Source organism: Pseudoxanthomonas winnipegensis (assembly GCF_004283755.1).
GTDB classification, from domain to species: Bacteria; Pseudomonadota; Gammaproteobacteria; order Xanthomonadales; family Xanthomonadaceae; genus Pseudoxanthomonas_A; species Pseudoxanthomonas_A winnipegensis.
This window is the reverse complement of sequence record NZ_SHMH01000003.1, coordinates 224,746-241,914: the sequence shown is the minus strand read 5'-3', so window position 1 is coordinate 241,914 and position 17,169 is coordinate 224,746. Positions and strand designations below refer to the sequence as shown.

The window sequence follows — 17,169 nt, the reverse complement described above, 5'->3', positions numbered from 1 at the left end:
ATGCCATGCTGAACCTCGCTGAATACCGCCAGCGGCCCGCACTGCTCGCCGACTGGCTGCCCTGGGCCGGACTCGTCGCGCGGGGTGTCGTCTTGAACAAGGACGGCAGTTTCCAGCGCACGGCCCGGTTTCGCGGGCCTGACCTCGACAGTGCCACGCAAGGCGAGCTGATCGCCACGTCGGCGCGCTTGAACAACGCGCTGCGCCGGCTGGGGTCGGGCTGGGCGCTATTCATCGAGGCCGAGCGCCGCGCCGCTGCCGACTACCCGCACTCGGAGTTTCCCGAGCCGCTTTCGTGGCTGGTGGACGAAGAACGCCGCTCGGCCTTCGAGGATACCGGCCATCACTTCGAGAGCGGCTATCACCTGACGCTGGTGTACCTGCCGCCCGAGGAATCGCGCGCCCGAGCCGCCAAGATGCTCTACGAGAACACGCCGACGAATGGCGTGGACTGGCGCGAGCGGCTGCAAGCCTTCGTCGCGGAAACGGATCGGGTCTTTGACCTGCTCGATGGCGTCATGCCGGAAATCGCCTGGCTCGATGACAGCCAGACGCTGACCTATCTGCACGCGACCATCTCGACGCGGCGTTACCGAATCGGTGTGCCCGAAGTGCCGTTCCACATCGACGCGCTGCTGACCGACTCGCCGCTGGTCGGTGGCCTCGCGCCCATGCTGGGCGACAAGCACCTGCGCGTGGTGTCGGTGCGCGGATTCCCGACCTCGACCTGGCCGGGGATTCTGGACGACCTCAACCGCCTGGGATTTGGGTATCGCTGGAGTACGCGCTTTCTGTGCCTCGACAAATCCGAGGCGGAACGGGAATTGGGGCGCCTGCGCCGCCAGTGGTTCGCCAAGCGCAAGAACGTCATCGCGCTGCTGCGCGAAACGATCTTTCAGCAGGAAAGCCCGCTGGTCGATACCGATGCGAACAACAAGGCTGCCGATGCCGATGCAGCCTTGCAGGAGCTGGGCAGCGATCAAGTCGCCTTCGGCTATCTGACGGCGACCGTCACCGTCATGGACGAGGACGCTGGCGCAGCCGACGAGAAGCTGCGCATGGTGGAGCGCGTCATCCAGGGGCGCGGGTTCGTGACCATCCCCGAAACGCTCAATGCCGTGGATGCGTGGCTGTCATCGCTTCCGGGCAACGCCTACGCCAACGTGCGCCAGCCCATCGTCTCGACACTGAACCTGGCGCACATGATGCCGGTGTCGGCGGTATGGGCCGGGCCGGAGAAGAACGACCACCTGGGCGGCCCGCCGCTGATCGTCACCCGCACCGATGGCGCGACGCCGTTCCGCCTGGTCACGCACATCGGCGACGTGGGCCACACGTTGGTCGCCGGCCCGACCGGCATGGGCAAGTCGGTCTTGCTCGCCACGCTGGCGATGCAGTTCCGCCGCTATCGCGGCTCGCGCATCTTCGCCTTCGACATGGGCCGCTCCATGCGGGCCGCCATCCTCGGCCTGGGCGGTGAACACTACGACCTGGGCACGGATGGCGAAATCGCCTTCCAGCCACTCGCGCGCATCGACCGTGAGGGCGACCGCACCTGGGCCGCCGAATGGATCGAAGGCCGCTTGCTGCACGAAGGCGTGGCGGTCGGCCCCGACGAGAAGGCGGCTATCTGGTCGGCGCTGGGAAGTCTCGCCGGTGCGCCGGTGGAGCAGCGCACGATGACGGGACTTTCCGTGCTGCTGCAATCGAATACGCTGCGGCAGGCGCTGTCGCCCTATGTGCTGGGTGGCGCCCACGGCAAGCTGCTGGACGCCGACCACGACCGGCTGGGCATGGCCGACGTGCAGTGCTTCGAGATGGAGGAGCTGATGCACAGCAAGGCCGCCGTCATGGCCGTGCTGCATTACCTCTTTGCGCGTTTCGATGAACGCTTTGACGGTGCGCCCACGCTGCTGATCCTCGATGAAGCGTGGCTGTTCCTCGATGACCCGGTGTTTGCCGCGCGCATCCGGCAGTGGCTCAAGACGCTCAGGAAGAAGAACGTCAGCGTCATCTTCGCCACGCAGAGCCTGGCCGACATCAAGGATTCGAGCATCGCGCCCGCGATCATCGAAAGCTGCGCAAGCCGCATCTTCTTGCCGAACACGCAGGCGACTGAGCCGCAGATTCGCACGATCTACGAGGGCTTCGGCCTCAACAGGCGGCAGATCGAAATCGTCGCCACCGCGCAGCCCAAGCGCGACTACTACTACCAATCCCGCCTCGGCAACCGCCTGTTCGACCTCGACCTGGGGCCGGCGGCGCTGGCGTTTGCGGGCGCTTCCACGCCGCAAGACCAGCGCGACATAGACCGCGTGCTGCTGGACGCCGGCGTGCCCGGCTTCGCGGGCGCCTGGCTGCGCCATCGCGGCCTCGATTGGGCGGCCGACCTGCTGCCCTCGTTCCCCGGCCTCGCGCCGGGTTCCCTGGCTGACCAACCCCTGGAGAACTTGTCATGAAAAAGCGCCTTATCGCCGCCTCCATTGCGGCCATGCTCTGCACTGCCACCGCCCATGCGCAATGGGTCGTGGTCGATCCGACGAACCTCGTGCAGAACACGCTGACCGCGATCCGCACGCTGGAGCAGATCAACAACCAGATCCAGCAGCTTCAGAACGAAGCGCAGATGCTGATGAACCAGGCGCGCAACCTCGCCAGCCTGCCGTCCAGCGTGGTGAACCAGTTGCGCGCCAACCTGGCGACGACCGAGCGGCTGATCGCGCAGGCCCGAGGCTTAGCCTACGACGTGACGAACCTCGATCGGGAGTTCGCGCGCCTGTACCCCGAGCAGTACGCCGCCACCGTCAGCGGCGACCAGATGTACCGCGACGCGCAGGAGCGTTGGCGGAACACGCTCAACGGCTTGCAAACCACCATGCAGATGCAGGCACAGGTGTCGCAGAACCTGGGCGAAGACGAAAGCGTGCTGGCCGATCTCGTTGGCAAGAGCCAGTCGGCCGAAGGCGCGCTGCAAGCGATGCAGGCCATGAACCAGTTGCTCGCCTTGCAGGCCAAGCAGTCGATCCAGTCGCAGCGGCTTCAGATCACGCAAGACCGGGCCGCCTCGCTGGAGCTGGCGCGGCAGGCGGCGGCCACGGAGCGCGCCCGCGAGGTGCGGCGGCGTTTCATGGGCGAAGGCACGCCGTACACGCCGCAGCGCGTGGATTTCTACGGCAACTGACGGGAGGCCGCCATGCGATGCGTCCTCGCCCTTGGTGTCGTGCTGCTGGCCGCTTGCGGCAAGCAGCCAACCGACCACCATGCCGATGCCCTGGCCGCCGATCCCGTGCGACTCAAGACATTGCGCGCGCAATGCGCGGCCGACCGGCAGGCCACGGGCGAGGACGCTTGCCGCGCCGCCGCCGAAGCCTTCCGGCGGCGCTTCTTCTCCGGCCTGGCTGGGCCGGATGAATACCAGACCTTGGCCGACCTGCCGCCGATCCCACCGAGCTTCGATGAGCCGGCCGATGGCGTGGCACCGGCACTGCCCCCCGAACCGGAGGCCATGCCATGAATGACGTGACCATCATCGACCAATTCCTCAGCACCTTCGCCGCCTACATCGACTCGGGTTTCGGGCTGCTGCGGGGCGAAGTGGCCTTCCTCACCGCCACGCTGATCGTTATCGACATGACGATCGCCGGGCTGTATTGGGCCATGAGCCACGCCACCGGCCAGGGCGAGGACGTGATCGCCAAGCTGCTGCGCAAGGTGATGTACGTCGGTGCCTTCGCCTACATCATCAATAACTTCAACTGGCTGGCGAGCATCGTCTTCCGCTCGTTCGCGGGATTGGGCATCACCGCCACCGGCTCGGCCATCACGATGGAGAACTTCTTGCAGCCGGGCCGGTTGGCAAAAACCGGCCTTGACGCGGGCGGGCCGATCTTCCTCCAGATGGACGACATGATGGGATTTCCCGAGGTGTTCTTGAACCTCGATGCCATCTTGGTGCTGTTCCTCGCCTGGCTGGTCGTAGTGCTGTGCTTCTTCGTGCTGGCGATCCAGCTTTTCATCACGCTCATCGAGTTCAAGCTAACCACGCTCGCGGGCTTCGTGCTGGTGCCGTTCGCGCTCTGGAACAAGACTTCGTTCCTGGCCGAAAAAGTCTTGGGCAACGTGGTTGCCTCCGGCGTCAAGGTGCTGGTGCTGGCCGTGATCGTCGGTATCGGCTCGGGCCTGTTCACTCAGTTCCAAGTCCATCCCGATGAGCCGTCCATCGACCATGCACTGGTCATCATGCTGGCCTCGCTCACCTTGCTGGCGCTGGGGATCTTCGGCCCTGGCATCGCCACGGGCCTTGTGTCCGGTGCGCCGCAGCTCGGCGCGGGCGCAATGGCGGGCGCGGCTATCGGCGCAGCCGGGACGGCGGTGGCCGTCGGTGCCGCCGCCACGGGTGTAGGCAGCGCGGTAGCCGCTGGCGCGCGCATGGCACCGGCTGCCGCCAAGCTGGCTGGCGCTGGTGCGCGTGCGGCCACGTCGGCGGCTGGCAGTGCGAAATCGGCGTTCCAGGCCGGCTCCGCCGCCGCAGGCGGTGGTGCGAAAGGCGCAATGGCGGGCTTGGGCAACGTCGCCAAGACAGGCGCGCAGGCAGCCGGGCGAGGCGCTGCATCTCGCGCCTCCGCAGCCGGGCAACGCATGGCTGCTCCCTTCCGCGCTGGCTGGAATGGCGCTGCGGCCGATAGTGGCGCAGGCGCGGCATCCGGTCAGGGTGCCGCAGGCGAGGCCGCATCCGGCACCGCCACCGCGCAGACGCAGGAACAGCCCGCTTGGGCCAAGCGCCTGCATCGCCGCCAGCAACTCACCCATGCCGCGACTACTACCGCCCACGCCTTGCGCGGTGGCGATGGCGGCGGCTCCGGGCAAGGCCCGAGCCTGCGCGATTCCGATTCATAAGGAGAACTGACCATGCGATTCAAGAAACCGCAGGTGCGCTATGCCGACACGCCGCAGCCTGCCACGCCGTATCAAGCTGCCGGCCAGGTGTGGGACGACCGTATCGGCACGCCGCGCGTGCAGGCGAAGAACTGGCGGCTGATGGCCTTCGGCTGCCTGACGCTCGCGCTGCTGATGGCCGGCGGCCTGGTGTGGCGCTCGGCGCAGTCCATCGTGACGCCCTACGTGGTGGAGGTGGACAACGCAGGCCAGGTGCGCGCCGTGGGCGAAGCCGCCACGCCGTACCGGCCCAGCGATGCACAGACCGCGTACCACCTAGGCCGCTTCATCGGCCTGGTGCGCTCGCTGTCCATCGACCCCATCGTTGTCCGCCAGAACTGGCTCGACGCCTACGACTACACGACCGACAAGGGCGCGGCCGTGCTCAACGACTACGCGCGCGTGAACGACCCGTTCGCGCGTATCGGCAAGGAGTCGGTGACGGTGCAGATCACGAGCGTCGTGCGCGCTAGCGACACGTCTTTCAACGTGCGCTGGACGGAACGCCGGTACGTCAATGGCGCCACGGCCGGGCTGGAACGGTGGACGGCCGTGGTGTCCATCGTGCTCCAACCGCCGCGCACCGAAGAACGCCTGCGCAAGAACCCCCTGGGCATCTACGTCAACGGCTTGTCGTGGAGCCGCGAGTTGGATTCTTCCGAAGGAGCCAAACCATGAACCTGTCTTTCCGTATTTACGTTTCCGTGCTGACGCTTGCGGCCCTGGCGGGCTGCGCCACGCAGGGCAAGCCGCCGCCCGTGATTTCGCTTGATGAGCCGGTGCAGGCCCAGCCGCTGCCTGAACTACCCGCGCCTGTGGAAGTGGTGGCTGTGCCCGAGGTGCTACCGATGCCGGCGCAGTTGAAGCCGTTGCCCGAAGCCGATGACGCCAAGCCCACGCCGGAGCCGGCAGACGAGAAGGTGCGTGTCTCGCGCGCCAATGCCGAGGCCCGCGTCGCGCCCACGCGCGAGGGCTACGTCAACGCGATTCAGGTGTGGCCTTTCACGGATGGCGCGCTCTATCAGGTCTATGCGGCCGTGGGCCGCGTGACCGTGGTTTCGCTCCAGCCGGGCGAGGAACTGGTAACGGTGGCCGCTGGCGATACCGTGCGCTGGATCGTGGGCGACACATCGAGCGGTAGCGGTGCCGACCTGCGCGTGAACGTGCTGGTCAAGCCGATCCGCTCGGGCCTCAAGACCAATCTCGTCATCACCACCAATCGCAGGACATACCTGCTGGAGCTGGCTTCGACGGAAAAGACGTGGATGGCATCGGCTTCTTGGGAGTATCCGCGCGACCGGATGCTGGCCTTGCAGCGCCAGGCACAGGCGGCCAGCGCCGCCGCGCCGGTGGATTCCGGCTTGTCGCTGGAGAACCTGCGCTTCCGCTACGCGGTCAGCGGCAGCAACCCGCCGTGGAAGCCGCTGCGCGCGTTCGACGACGGGCAGAAGGTCTATATCCAGTTCCCCGCCGGCATCGCGCAAGGCGAGCTGCCGCCGCTGTTCGTGATCGGGCCGGAAGGCGGCGGGCAACTGGTCAATTACCGCTTCCGCTCGCCGTATTACATCGTGGATCGGCTGTTCGGCGCGGCCGAACTGCGCCTGGGCGGTGACAAGGGCGACGTGGTGCGGATTGAGCGCACGGACGGCGTTGCGCGGAGGAACTGACCATGAGCCAGGACGACACCCCCGACCTCGCCACGCCGCAGGCGGGCAAGGTCGCGCCCGAGGCGGTGACGCTGCGCGCCCAGCCGCGCCCGGTCACGCGCCTGAACCGGCGCACGCTGGCCATCCTCGTAGGCGGCCTGTCGGTCGCCGTGCTCGGGGCCACGATCTGGTCGCTGCAACCGCAGCGGCGCGGAGCCAGCGAACAGACCGAGCTTTACAACGTCGATCGCGTCTCGAAGTCCGAAGGGCTGGACGGCCTGCCTTCGGACTACTCGAAGCTGCCGCCGAAAGTGCCGGAGCTGGGGCCGCCGCTGCCGGGCGACCTCGGCCCGGCCATCGTGAACTCACAGCAGCCGGCCGTGGCCGCCTACGCAGCCCCTGGCCACGATCCCAACGACGCCTTGCGCAAGGAGGCGGAAGCCGCTGCGGCTTCGTCGGTGTTCTTCCGCTCGGGCGGCCAAGGCGAGGCGACCGCCACGGTGGCGCAAGCGGCGCCGGGTGCCGGTGGTGCCAGCGCGCTCGCGGCCTTCGACCCGCTTGCCGCAGGGCCGGCCTCGACGGCGGCCCAGCCTGCCGACCCAACCGCCGTGCAAAACCGGCAAGACCAGAAAGAGGCGTTCCTGAAAGCCGGTTCTACGGAAACCCGCAATTCCGGCAACCTGGCGCTGCCGACATCGCCATATCAGGTGATGGCCGGGACGGTGATCGCGGGTGCGCTGGTGACGGGCATCAAGTCGGACTTACCGGGCGACGTGATCGGCACCGTCACGGAGCCGGTCTATGACACGGCCACCGGCAAGTTCCTGCTGATCCCGCAGGGATCGCGCATCTTGGGCAAATACAACAGCCAAGTCAGCTACGGGCAGAGCCGCGTGCAGGTGGTGTGGAATCGCATCATCCTGCCGGACACGTCATCGCTGACACTCGACAACCTTGTGGGCACAGATCCTGCGGGCTACTCGGGCCTGGAAGATGACGTGGACTGGCATTGGAAGCGCATCGTCGCCGGCGCAGTGCTGACGACGTTGCTGGGCGTCAGCGCCGAACTGGCCGCACCGGAGAATCGGCAGGACGGCAACCGCATCGTCATCGCCGGGCGTGACAGCGCACAGGACAGCATCAATCAGGTCGGCCAGGAGATCACCCGGCGCAACATGAACATCCAGCCGACGCTGACCGAGCGGCCGGGCCTGCCGGTGCGGATCATCGTCAACCGGGATCTAGTGCTGCGGCCCTACCAGCCGCTGTTCTTCAATCGGGGAGCTTCGCAATGAGCGCGACCAAGAAGCTGCGGCTCGGGCCGCTGCCCAAGACCGAAAGCGTCAAACTGACCTTTGCCTGCCCGGCCAGCTTGAAAGCCGACCTCGACCGCTACGCCGCGCTGCACGCGCAGGCGTATGGCGAGGCGGTCGATGCCGTGACGCTGATCCCGCACATGCTGGAGGCGTTCATGGTGGGGGATCGGGGATTCAAGCGCACACAGCCCAAGAACGGAAAAGCCGCCCCTGCGTGAACAGGGGCGGCTTTGGATTGGTGCCCGAGGCCGGAATCGAACCGGCACGCCTTTCGGCGAGGGATTTTCTTACCACTTCGACTTTCGCCGCCGCCCTGCTCAACGCAGGGCGTTCGTGGTCTGGAGCACGCCTTCACCATAGCCTTGCGGCCGTAGGTGCCCGCCGTCTGCTCTCTACACCTTCCCAAGCTGTAGCTTGGGCTTGGCTCGGCGTTGGCTCGGATGCAAAAGCATCCAGGGCGTTCGCCGACTTTGACGGGCTTCACTTCGGGCGTTTCCCCCCGAAGGCTCAAATTGTTCAAGTCCCTTGTGTCTACCGATTTCACCACTCGGGCGTAGTGCTCAACGCACTGAAAACACCTACCTCCATCTACTGGCGCCTAGCTGGCCCCTGGCCGTCAAGCCTAGCTGCAAAGCTACAGCTCGGATGCCCGCAAACCGTTGTCACTATTGACCTTCTGGCTCGGTAGTTCTAGCAGAAAGGACTTGACAAAACAGATTTTAAGTCCGATGCGTCTACCAGTTTCGCCATCCGGGCATGGATGGGGCGGTGTGCGCAGGCTAGCAAAAAGCACGCCTCCTCCGCACGCGGTTCGACGCCGCGCGCGGGCGCTACGTCTGCCGGCTGGGCCGGCGGTCGTCTCCCGCGCCGAGCCTTGCATCGCCTCAGTCGCCCGACTCGCGGAACGGCTGGGTCCTGGCCAAAGCTCGCAAGTCCCAGCGGATCTGGAGCGGCGTATTGTCCGCCTCGCGATACGCGCCGACATGGATGTGCGGCGCGCGCGCGTTGCCGTTGTTGCCATCGACGCCCAGCACATGACCTGCCTCGACCGTCTCGCCGACGTGCACCCGCAGCTCGGCCAGGTGCCCCATCGTCACGATCGCCCCGTCCGGGGTGCGGATGCGGACGGTGCCAGCCGGAGGCGGCCCCAGCGTGCCGGGCGTGTTGACCCGGGGATTGTCGTAGACGAACGCGATGACGCCGTCGACCGGCGCCAGCACCTCGGCGTGCCAGCCGTACCAGTCCGCATTGGCATGTCCATCGCGTCGATAGAGCCTGGCGAAGCCGCTGTCCCCGTCCATGCCGCCGAAGACCAGGCAATCGGTGCCGAGCGCATCACCGGCGTAGTCCAGCTCGCCAACGGGATGCTCGGAACACATGAACCGATAGCGAAACATCGGCGCAAGCGTGATCTGTTCGATCTCGCCCTTCGGCATCACGGCCTTGGGCGGCGGACCGGGCATGGCGGCAAGCAGTGCGGCAAGCATGAACCACATCTCCATCGCTCCTCTACGCGTTCAGGTGTAGGCGTTCCCGGCGCAAGCCGGATGGCGGCACGGGGGTCTAAGGTGATTCAATTCGCATCGCCCTCGACGCCTGTGTCGGGCGGCGCCGATATCAGGAGAGCATGTCATGAAGATTGATGCCTCGCGCGCGGTCGGGGCCTATGCGGCGGTCATGACCGTCGCCATGGCCTGGATGATGTTCGGTGCCAATGCCAGCCCGACGGGCACGAGGTTCGAGACGATCGATGTGCAGCGCATCAATATCCGCGAGCCCGACGGCACCCTGCGCATGACGATCGCCTCGCGCGACCGGATGCCGGGCATCATCGTCGCCGGCCACGAGACGCCGCATCCCGACCGTCCCCAGGCAGGCATGATCTTCTACAACGACGAAGGCACGGAGAACGGCGGACTGGTGTTCTCCGGCGCGCTGAAGGACGGCAAGCCGACCAATCTCGGCGCGCTGTCCTTCGACCGCTGGCGCCAGGACCAGACCGTGGCGCTGAGCAGCAGCGAGGACGGCGAGGACCGGCAGGCAGGGCTGGCGATCAACGACCGCCCGGACCAGCCGGTCGACTTCCCGACCGTCGCCCGCTTGATGCACCAGCCCCCCAGCGCCGAACGCGAAGCCGCCATCCGCGCCGCCGGCGCGGTCGTCGCGCCGCGCGCGTTTCTCGGTCGGACCTCGGACAAGGCGTCGGTGCTGGCGCTGCGCGACACCGACGGCCGCAAGCGTCTGGAGCTGAAGGTCGCGGCGGACGGCCGCGCCACGATCGACTTTCTCGACGATCAGGGCCATGTCACCCGATCGATCACGGACCTGAGCCGGTGAGCAGCGCGCGTCGGGTCTGTTCGTCGGCCGGATAGAAGCATTCCAGCGTCAGCTCCGCCAGGGTCACGTCGGTCGCGGTGCCGAACACGGTCGTGGTGGACAGGAGCGACAGCACGCCACCGCCTGGTCCGCTGCGGATCGCGAGCGGCACCGCGATGCGCGCGACGGACTGCGCGGCCTGGCCACCTTCCGGACACGGAAAGCCGCTGAGTTCGGCATGGAGTGCGTCGAGCGCCGGATCGGCCGAATGCGCGATGTCCAGGCGCAGCCGCGCCAGCAGATGGTGTCGCCATTGCGCCAGGTTGACAATGCTGGGCGCGAGCCCTTTCGGATGCAGCGTCGCGCGCAGCACATTGATGGGGGGCGCCAGAAGCGCCGGATCGACGCCGTCCAGCAGCGCGGTCGCCGCCTCGTTGGCGCGCACCAGGTTCCAGTGGCGGTCCACCGCCAGCGCCGGGAATGGCGCGTGCGCGTTTAGCACGGCTTCGACCGCGGCCAGCGCGGCCGCCATGTCCGGCGCCTCGAGCGCGCGTTCGCCATGGATCGGCGCATACCCCGCCGCGAGCAACAGGCGGTTGCGCTCCCTGAGCGGCATCGCCAACGGTTCGGCCAGGCGCAGCAGCAGTTCGCGGCTGGGCGCCGCGCGCCCGCTTTCGACAAAGCTCAGATGGCGCGTCGACACCTGCGCCTCGCCGGCCAGATCGAGCTGGCTCAGCCGACGCCGGGCCCTCCACTCGCGCAGCAAGTCGCCAACGGTGATCGCGTCTGTGGCCATGGCCGCATCCTAGCGAAAGGCGGCAGCGCTGCCATTACCTGCGGGGTAATCGCAGGCTCTGTGCGGCCTGGGCATCCTCGGCGCATCGACGATGAGGAGAACGAGGATGACCGACCCCGACACCCTGGCCCGCGCCTATCTCGCCCTGTGGAACGAAGCCGACGCCGCGGCGCGCGATCGTCGCCTGGCCGACGGCTGGACCGCCGATGCCCGCTACACCGATCCGATGATGGCAGGTGAAGGCCACGGCGGCATCGCCGCCATGATCGCCGCCGCGCGCGCGCAGTTCCCCGGGCACGCCTTTGCCCTTCGCGGCATGCCCGATGCGCATGGCCCGTTCGTGCGCTTCTCCTGGACGTTGGCGGCGCCGCACGGGGCGCCGGTGGCCGGCGGGACCGACGTGGTCCGCCTCGCGCCGGATAGCCGTATCGCCGAGGTGATCGGCTTTCTCGACCGGGAGGTCGCATGAGCGCGGCCTTCATCCTGCGCGGCGACGGCCACGCGCTGTTCGTCCGCGACTGGGGCGAGGGAGCGCCCGTGGTCCTGCTGGCGGGCTGGGCGATGGACGGACGGATCTGGGGCGAGGTCATGCTGCATCTCAACGCCGCCGGCCTGCGCACCATCGCCTACGACCGCAATGGCCATGGGCGATCGACGGATCGGCCGGGCTACGACTACGACGACCTCGCCGACGATCTCGCCGCCGTGCTGGAGGCGCTCGACCTGACCGGGGTCACGCTGGTCGCGCACTCCGGCGCGGGCGGCGAAGCGATCCGTTACCTGTCGCGCCACGGCCGCGCGCGCATCGCCAGGCTGATCCTGGTCGGCGCCACGGGTCCGCGGGTCATCGGCACCGATGGCGTCACACCCGCGATGGTGGATGCGCTGTGCGCGCAGCTCGCCTTCGACCTGTCGGCCTGGATCGACGCCAACATCGCGCCCTTCGCCCCCGGCACGCCGGAGCGCATCAACGCGTGGATGGCGAGCATGGTGCTGGACTGCTCGCGTCGCGCCGTCGTCGCGTTCCAGCGCACGATCGCCCTGAGCGACCTGTCGGCGGAAGCCGCCGCGCTCGACCTGCCGGTCGCCGTGCTGCATGGCGACCGCGACGTGTCCGCGCCGCTGGACAGCAGCGGCCGGGTCTACGCCGCGACGATCCCCGGCGCGGAACTGGTCGTCTACGAAGGCGTGGCGCACGGGGTGATGGTGACGCACGCAGCGCGGCTTGCCGGCGACATCGCCCGGCGGGCCAGCCCATGAGCGTGCCTGTCGCCCAGGCGCCGCAGTCGGCGCCCGAAACCTACGTCATCACCTTCCACGTCAAGGCAGACCAGGTGGCGCGCTTCCTCGCCCTGCTGGGTCCTGTGCTCGATGCGATGCGCCATGAGACGAGCTTCGTGCGCGCCGCGCTGCACGTCGATCCGGAGCGGCCGCACGTGTTCCAGCTCCACGAGACCTGGACCGATCGCGACGATGTCCTCAACGTCCAGCTGCACCGGCCCTACCGACAGGCATGGCACGCCGCATTGGACGCGCTGCTGGCCGAGCCCAGGCAGATCGCGATCTGGACGCTCGTGCGGGCCGATTGAAGCCGTACGAGCAGGTCGTGCGGCTCGATGCGTCGCCATGGAGCGACGCCGCGTTGGGAGAGGTGGCGCGGGAGGCTTTCCACCGATGTCCGGGATGCCTGGACCAGTTCGCCCGGCGTGAGCCGATCCCGGAAAACAAGAACGGCCCCGAAGGGCCGTTCAAACTAGCGCGAAACGCTAGTGAAAATTGGAGCGGGATAAGAGACTCGAACTCTCGACCCCGACCTTGGCAAGGTCGTGCTCTACCAACTGAGCTAATCCCGCGTTTTGTGTTACGTAAAGCGAAAGTCTACCTTCGCTTCTTCGAGTTGTGGAGGCCTGGGTCGGAATCGAACCGGCGTGCACGGATTTGCAGTCCGCTGCATAACCACTCTGCCACCAGGCCGGTGACGCGCGGTTGGCCGCAAGAGCCTTCCGACAAAACAAAACCCCGATGGGCCGGGGTTTCGTCAACGCCGTTGAAGCAACTCCACTTCAACTGCGCCTTGAAACTTGGAGCGGGATAAGAGACTCGAACTCTCGACCCCGACCTTGGCAAGGTCGTGCTCTACCAACTGAGCTAATCCCGCGAGAGAGGCGAAATTGTAGTGCCTTTCTTGCGCGTGTCAACGGCTGCCTGCTCATCTTCGCGCAGGCTCGGCCAGGCAGCGCGCAGATACTGGTAGCCCGAGTACAGGGTCAGCAGCGCGGCCACGGCCAGCAGCCAGTCGCCGATGTGGAACACGGGCACGCTCATCCACACATCGCTCAGCGAATGGCCGGCCGGGCGCACCGAGTACAGCAGGCAGCCCAGCGCGATCATCTGCACGGTGGTCTTGACCTTGCCGATCCAGGCGACCTTGACCTTGCCGCGCTGGCCGATCTCGGCCATCCACTCGCGCAGGGCCGACACGGCGATCTCACGGCCGACGATGACCGCGGCCCAGAACGCCATCCACGGCGTGGGATGACCCTGCACGATCAGGAACAGCGCCACGGCCACCATCAGCTTGTCGGCGACCGGATCCAGGAACGCGCCGAAAGCTGAATACTGGTGCCAGCGCCGCGCGATCCAGCCATCCAGCCAGTCGGTGACCGCGGCGATCACGAACACCGCCGCGGCGGCCACGCTGGTCCACGCGTACGGCAGGTAGAAGACCACCACCAGCACCGGGATCAGCACGATCCGCAGCAGGGTCAGCCAAGTGGGAACGGTCAACTTCATGGGCGATCTGGGCCGGGCGTTGGGGGCGCCGCCGGTTCCGGCAACCCGTGCAGGTTAGCGTAGATGCGCTGGGCCAGCGCGTGATTGACCCCTTCCACGCGCGCGATCTCCTCCACGCCGGCGGCCTTGAGCCCGGACAGGCCGCCGAAATGCTTGAGCAGACTGGCGCGCCGGCGCGGGCCGATCCCGGCGATGTCCTCCAGCTTGCTGGTGGTGCGCGCCTTCTGGCGCTTGCCGCGGTGGCCGGTGATGGCGAAGCGGTGCGCCTCGTCGCGCACCTGCTGGATCAGCTGCAGCGCCGGCGAGGCCGCGCCGGGGCTGACCTCGCGGCCATCGTCCAGGATCAGGGTCTCGTGGCCGGCGCGGCGTTCCACGCCCTTGGCCACGCCGACCAGGGCCACGCCGTCCACGCCCAGGTCGGCCAGGACCTCGCGCGCCTGGCGCAGCTGGCCGGCGCCGCCGTCGATCAGCAGCACGTCGGGCAGCACCGTGCCCTCCTCCATCGCGCGCCGGAAGCGACGCTCGATCGCCTGGCGCATGGCCGCGTAGTCGTCGCCCGGCTCGATGCCGCTGATGTTGAAGCGGCGGTACTGCGAGCGCACCGCGCCCTTCTCGTCGAACACCACGCACGAGGCCACCGTCGCCTCGCCCATGGTGTGGCTGATGTCGAAGCACTCGATGCGCTGGGCCGGCTCGGCCAGGCCCAGCAGCTCGGCCAGGGCCTGGCTGCGCGCGGCCTGGGCGTTGCGGCTGGTCATCTCGGTGGCCAGGGTGATCTGCGCGTTGCGCCGGGCCAGGTCGAGGTAGCCGGCGCGTTCGCCGCGCACGTTCCACTTCAGCTGGACCTTGCGGCCGGCCGCGCTGGACAGCGCCGCCTCGATCAGCTCGGCGTCGGGGATCTCGCGGTCCAGCAGCAGTTCGCGCGGCGGCACCTGCTCGGCGTAGTACTGCGAGACGAAGGCGGCCAGCACTTCCTCGGCGCTCTCCTCGCCGTTGGTGCGCGGATAGAAGGCGCGCGTGCCCAGGTTGCGGCCGTCGCGGAAGGCCAGCAGCAGCACGCAGGCGGTGCTGCCCTGCATCGCGCAGGCCAGCGCATCCAGGTCGGCGGCGTGGCCGTCCACGTACTGGCGCGACTGCATGCCGCGCAGGCGCTTGAGCAGGTCGCGCAGGCGCGCGGCCTCCTCGAAGTCCAGCTTCTCGGCGGCGCGCTCCATCTCGGCGGTCAGCTCGTCGGACAGCTCATCGCTGCGCCCGCCCAGGAACAGGCTGGCGCGATGCACCGACTGGTCGTACTCGGCCTGGCCGACCAGCTCCACGCACGGCGCGGTGCAGCGGCCGATCTGGTACTGCAGGCACGGCCGGGTGCGGTTGCGGAAAACGCTGTCCTCGCAGTTGCGGATGCGGAACAGCTTCTGCATCAGGTTCAGCGTGTCGCGCACCGCACCGGCGCTGGCGTAGGGGCCGAAATAGCGCCCGGCGATCGCGCGCGGGCCGCGATGGAAGGCGATGCGCGGAAATTCCTCGCTGGTCAGCAGGACGTAGGGATAGCTCTTGTCGTCGCGCAGGGCCACGTTGTAGCGCGGGCTGAGCGACTTGATCAGCTGGTTTTCCAGCAGCAGCGCCTCGGCCTCGGTGCGGGTGACCGTGACGTCCATGCGCGCGATCTGCGAGATCATCGCCAGGGTGCGCGGGTTGCGCGGCGCATTGTTGAAATAGCTGCCCACGCGGTTGCGCAGCGCGCGCGCCTTGCCCACGTACAGCAGCGTGTCGTCGGCCGCGTACATGCGGTACACGCCCGGCGCGGTGCTCAACGAAGCGGCGAAGGCCTTGCCGTCGAACGGCTGGCCCGGGGGACTGCGACGGCTCATGCTTCGATCGGCACCTGCGAGACGGCGCCGCTGGCCAGGTCCACGCACAGCACCGCGTGCGCGTCGGTCTCGGCGATCCACAGCTTGCCGCCAAAGGCGGCCAGGCCGGCCGGCTGCGCCAGGCGCCGGCCCAGGTCCAGCGAGGTCACCGCGCCGCCGCCCAGGCGCAGGCTGCGGATGCGGCCGTTGCCGGTGTCGGCGATCCACAGCACCGGCGCGTCGGGATCCAGCGTCACGTCCTCCGGCGCCTGCAGGCGCGCCTGCTGGCGCTGGCCGTCAGCATCGCCGAATTCCCACGGCCCCTGCCCGCCCACCAGCGTCTTGGCGAAATCGCCGCCCAGCTGCACCGCGCGCAGCGAGGCGCCCAGCGTGTCGCACACGTACAGCGCCTGCTGCACCAGCGCCAGGCCGGTCGGCTGGGCGAAGCTGGCCAGGATGCCGGCACCGTCGCGCTGACCCAGCTGGCCCGAGCCGGCGCGGCATTCGAGCATGCGGTTGCCCAGATCCCAGCTCCACACCCGGTTGTCGCCGGACAGGGCGAAGTGCAGATGGCTGTTGGTCACCACCAGCCCGGCCGGCGAAGCCAGCGCGACATCGCCGGGCGCGCGGATCGGGCCCTCGGCCGGCACCCCGGCCTTGCCGGTACCCAGCAGGGTCTGCACCGCACCGGTGCCCAGATGGATGCGACGGATCAGGTGGTTGCCGGTGTCGGCCACGTAGAGCTCGTTGCGCAGCAGCGCCACGTGGGTGGGGCTGCGGAAGCTGGCGATCTCCATGTCGCCGTCCAGCGCGTCGGCGTTGCCGTTGCCGAAGCGCCGCATCACGCGGCCGGCATGGGTGCACTCGACGATCTGATGATGGCCGGTGTCGGCCACGTACAGGCGCTCGGCGTTGACCGCCAGGCCGGTGGGGAAACGCAGCGGCAGGCGCGGCTCGGGATGGGTCTCGACCGGGCGCGTATCGACCAGGGGCTCGTCCAGCGGCTCGCACAGCGCGGCGAGCTGGTTTTCCAGCGCGCCGACACCGGGCGTGCCGACGATGTGGTCGACCACCATGCCCTGCGCGTCGATCAGCACGACGGTCGGCCAGGCCTCGATGCCGAAGCGCTGCCAGGCGTGCCAGTCCAGATCGTGCGCGATCGGGAAACTGACCCCGAAGCGGCGCAGGCGCTTGAGCGCGGCCTGCGGATCGCGGTGCACGTCGAAACGCGGCACGGCGATCACCCGCACCTGCAGGCGCGCGCCGAAGCGACGCTGCAGCAGCGCCAGGTCGGCCAGCCGCTGCAGGCACCAGCTCGAGGCCGGGTCGACGAAGGCCAGCGCCACCACGCTGCCACGCAGCGACTGCAGCGCGGTCGGCGCGGCGTTGAGCCACAGCAGGCCGTGCGGGAAGTCGGGAGCGTGGACCGGATTCATGAATACTGAATGATGCCGCAGGCGGCCTGCTTCAAGCCGTGCGCGCCGGCGCGCTTCACGCGCGGGAGCGGCGGCGCGCGGCCA

The 17,169-nt window shown here is 68.3% G+C and carries 17 protein-coding genes and 3 tRNA genes; 12 read left to right on the top strand and 8 right to left on the bottom strand.

Annotated features, from left to right (window positions below; genetic code table 11):
* Positions 1-5: 5 nt before the first annotated feature.
* Genes trbE through EAT51_RS07360 form a run of 8 tightly spaced genes read left to right on the top strand, consistent with a single transcriptional unit; the run spans position 6 to position 8,115 of the window.
* Positions 6-2,459 carry a conjugal transfer protein TrbE gene (trbE, locus tag EAT51_RS07395; RefSeq protein ID WP_057380744.1) on the top strand — a complete coding sequence of 818 codons (2,454 nt, stop codon included), beginning with the start codon at positions 6-8 and terminating at the stop codon, positions 2,457-2,459.
* Positions 2,456-3,181: a P-type conjugative transfer protein TrbJ gene (trbJ, locus tag EAT51_RS07390; protein WP_057380743.1), complete on the top strand. Its 726-nt coding sequence runs from the start codon at positions 2,456-2,458 to the stop codon at positions 3,179-3,181. Before trbE ends, trbJ begins: the two co-directional genes overlap by 4 nt.
* Positions 3,182-3,193: 12 nt before the next feature.
* Positions 3,194-3,514, top strand: a complete 321-nt coding sequence (locus EAT51_RS07385; protein ID WP_057380742.1) for a hypothetical protein — start codon at positions 3,194-3,196, stop codon at positions 3,512-3,514.
* Positions 3,511-4,896: a P-type conjugative transfer protein TrbL gene (gene trbL, locus EAT51_RS07380; protein ID WP_130534012.1), complete on the top strand. Its 1,386-nt coding sequence runs from the start codon at positions 3,511-3,513 to the stop codon at positions 4,894-4,896. The genes EAT51_RS07385 and trbL overlap by 4 nt, the downstream gene beginning before the upstream one ends.
* A gap of 12 nt (positions 4,897-4,908) precedes the next feature.
* The gene (gene trbF, locus EAT51_RS07375) at positions 4,909-5,613 is read left to right on the top strand and encodes a conjugal transfer protein TrbF (RefSeq protein WP_057386250.1); all 705 of its coding nucleotides are present in this window, start codon (positions 4,909-4,911) and stop codon (positions 5,611-5,613) included.
* A complete protein-coding gene (trbG, locus tag EAT51_RS07370) occupies positions 5,610-6,602 on the top strand; it encodes a P-type conjugative transfer protein TrbG (RefSeq protein ID WP_057380740.1) in 993 nt (330 codons plus the stop codon). Before trbF ends, trbG begins: the two co-directional genes overlap by 4 nt.
* A 2-nt stretch (positions 6,603-6,604) precedes the next feature.
* The gene (locus EAT51_RS07365) at positions 6,605-7,876 is read left to right on the top strand and encodes a TraB/TrbI/VirB10 family type IV secretion system protein (RefSeq protein WP_057380739.1); all 1,272 of its coding nucleotides are present in this window, start codon (positions 6,605-6,607) and stop codon (positions 7,874-7,876) included.
* Positions 7,873-8,115 (top strand): DUF2274 domain-containing protein, encoded by a 243-nt coding sequence (locus tag EAT51_RS07360; protein WP_057386249.1) that lies wholly within the window; start codon positions 7,873-7,875, stop codon positions 8,113-8,115. Before EAT51_RS07365 ends, EAT51_RS07360 begins: the two co-directional genes overlap by 4 nt.
* A 666-nt stretch (positions 8,116-8,781) precedes the next feature.
* Here EAT51_RS07360 and EAT51_RS07355 read toward each other — a convergent pair.
* Positions 8,782-9,393, bottom strand: coding sequence for a M23 family metallopeptidase (locus EAT51_RS07355; RefSeq protein WP_165422515.1), 612 nt, complete (start codon positions 9,391-9,393; stop codon positions 8,782-8,784).
* Positions 9,394-9,529: 136 nt separating this feature from the next.
* Here EAT51_RS07355 and EAT51_RS07350 point away from each other — a divergent pair, with 136 nt between their 5' ends.
* On the top strand, positions 9,530-10,234 hold the full coding sequence (locus EAT51_RS07350) for a hypothetical protein (protein ID WP_130519570.1): 705 nt from the start codon (positions 9,530-9,532) through the stop codon (positions 10,232-10,234).
* On the opposite strand, the gene EAT51_RS07345 is transcribed toward EAT51_RS07350, so the two are convergent.
* Positions 10,215-11,009 carry a helix-turn-helix domain-containing protein gene (locus EAT51_RS07345; RefSeq protein ID WP_130519568.1) on the bottom strand — a complete coding sequence of 265 codons (795 nt, stop codon included), beginning with the start codon at positions 11,007-11,009 and terminating at the stop codon, positions 10,215-10,217. The two genes, EAT51_RS07350 and EAT51_RS07345, sit on opposite strands and share 20 nt — an antisense overlap.
* 106 nt (positions 11,010-11,115) lie before the next feature.
* On the opposite strand from EAT51_RS07345, the gene EAT51_RS07340 reads away from it, so the two are divergent.
* The 3 genes from EAT51_RS07340 to EAT51_RS07330 are packed head-to-tail and all read left to right on the top strand — an operon-like array spanning position 11,116 to position 12,598.
* Positions 11,116-11,478, top strand: coding sequence for a nuclear transport factor 2 family protein (locus EAT51_RS07340; protein WP_130519566.1), 363 nt, complete (start codon positions 11,116-11,118; stop codon positions 11,476-11,478).
* Positions 11,475-12,269, top strand: a complete 795-nt coding sequence (locus EAT51_RS07335; RefSeq protein WP_130519564.1) for an alpha/beta fold hydrolase — start codon at positions 11,475-11,477, stop codon at positions 12,267-12,269. Before EAT51_RS07340 ends, EAT51_RS07335 begins: the two co-directional genes overlap by 4 nt.
* Complete coding sequence (locus EAT51_RS07330; protein ID WP_130519562.1) at positions 12,266-12,598, top strand: putative quinol monooxygenase; 333 nt, start codon at positions 12,266-12,268, stop codon at positions 12,596-12,598. The genes EAT51_RS07335 and EAT51_RS07330 overlap by 4 nt, the downstream gene beginning before the upstream one ends.
* A gap of 188 nt (positions 12,599-12,786) precedes the next feature.
* Here the strand turns inward: EAT51_RS07330 and EAT51_RS07325 are convergent.
* The 6 genes from EAT51_RS07325 to EAT51_RS07300 all read right to left on the bottom strand — a co-directional run bounded on the left by EAT51_RS07325 (position 12,787) and on the right by EAT51_RS07300 (position 17,085).
* Positions 12,787-12,862, bottom strand: a tRNA-Gly gene (locus EAT51_RS07325).
* 47 nt (positions 12,863-12,909) lie between these two features.
* Positions 12,910-12,983: transfer RNA gene (locus EAT51_RS07320), tRNA-Cys, on the bottom strand.
* Between the two features lie 108 nt (positions 12,984-13,091).
* Positions 13,092-13,167, bottom strand: a tRNA-Gly gene (locus tag EAT51_RS07315).
* Entirely contained in the window at positions 13,158-13,802 is a 645-nt protein-coding gene (pgsA, locus tag EAT51_RS07310; protein ID WP_130519560.1) for a CDP-diacylglycerol--glycerol-3-phosphate 3-phosphatidyltransferase, read from the bottom strand. Before pgsA ends, EAT51_RS07315 begins: the two co-directional genes overlap by 10 nt.
* A complete protein-coding gene (uvrC, locus tag EAT51_RS07305) occupies positions 13,799-15,670 on the bottom strand; it encodes an excinuclease ABC subunit UvrC (protein ID WP_130519558.1) in 1,872 nt (623 codons plus the stop codon). The genes pgsA and uvrC overlap by 4 nt, the downstream gene beginning before the upstream one ends.
* A complete protein-coding gene (locus EAT51_RS07300) occupies positions 15,667-17,085 on the bottom strand; it encodes a redoxin domain-containing protein (RefSeq protein WP_130519556.1) in 1,419 nt (472 codons plus the stop codon). The genes uvrC and EAT51_RS07300 overlap by 4 nt, the downstream gene beginning before the upstream one ends.
* Between the last annotated feature and the right edge of the window lie 84 nt (positions 17,086-17,169).

Excerpts from the sequence above, each read along its gene's own strand:
- EAT51_RS07340 (WP_130519566.1), top strand. The coding sequence starts at position 11,116 with ATGACCGACCCCGACACCCTGGCCCGCGCCTATCTCGCCCTGTGGAAC.
- trbE (WP_057380744.1), top strand. The coding sequence starts at position 6 with ATGCTGAACCTCGCTGAATACCGCCAGCGGCCCGCACTGCTCGCCGAC.
- EAT51_RS07335 (WP_130519564.1), top strand. The coding sequence starts at position 11,475 with ATGAGCGCGGCCTTCATCCTGCGCGGCGACGGCCACGCGCTGTTCGTC.
- EAT51_RS07300 (WP_130519556.1), bottom strand. The coding sequence starts at position 17,085 with ATGAATCCGGTCCACGCTCCCGACTTCCCGCACGGCCTGCTGTGGCTC.
- trbJ (WP_057380743.1), top strand. The coding sequence starts at position 2,456 with ATGAAAAAGCGCCTTATCGCCGCCTCCATTGCGGCCATGCTCTGCACT.
- trbG (WP_057380740.1), top strand. The coding sequence starts at position 5,610 with ATGAACCTGTCTTTCCGTATTTACGTTTCCGTGCTGACGCTTGCGGCC.
- EAT51_RS07385 (WP_057380742.1), top strand. The coding sequence starts at position 3,194 with ATGCGATGCGTCCTCGCCCTTGGTGTCGTGCTGCTGGCCGCTTGCGGC.
- uvrC (WP_130519558.1), bottom strand. The coding sequence starts at position 15,670 with ATGAGCCGTCGCAGTCCCCCGGGCCAGCCGTTCGACGGCAAGGCCTTC.
- trbF (WP_057386250.1), top strand. The coding sequence starts at position 4,909 with ATGCGATTCAAGAAACCGCAGGTGCGCTATGCCGACACGCCGCAGCCT.
- EAT51_RS07355 (WP_165422515.1), bottom strand. The coding sequence starts at position 9,393 with ATGTGGTTCATGCTTGCCGCACTGCTTGCCGCCATGCCCGGTCCGCCG.
- EAT51_RS07330 (WP_130519562.1), top strand. The coding sequence starts at position 12,266 with ATGAGCGTGCCTGTCGCCCAGGCGCCGCAGTCGGCGCCCGAAACCTAC.
- EAT51_RS07360 (WP_057386249.1), top strand. The coding sequence starts at position 7,873 with ATGAGCGCGACCAAGAAGCTGCGGCTCGGGCCGCTGCCCAAGACCGAA.
- trbL (WP_130534012.1), top strand. The coding sequence starts at position 3,511 with ATGAATGACGTGACCATCATCGACCAATTCCTCAGCACCTTCGCCGCC.
- EAT51_RS07350 (WP_130519570.1), top strand. The coding sequence starts at position 9,530 with ATGAAGATTGATGCCTCGCGCGCGGTCGGGGCCTATGCGGCGGTCATG.
- pgsA (WP_130519560.1), bottom strand. The coding sequence starts at position 13,802 with ATGAAGTTGACCGTTCCCACTTGGCTGACCCTGCTGCGGATCGTGCTG.
- EAT51_RS07345 (WP_130519568.1), bottom strand. The coding sequence starts at position 11,009 with ATGGCCACAGACGCGATCACCGTTGGCGACTTGCTGCGCGAGTGGAGG.
- EAT51_RS07365 (WP_057380739.1), top strand. The coding sequence starts at position 6,605 with ATGAGCCAGGACGACACCCCCGACCTCGCCACGCCGCAGGCGGGCAAG.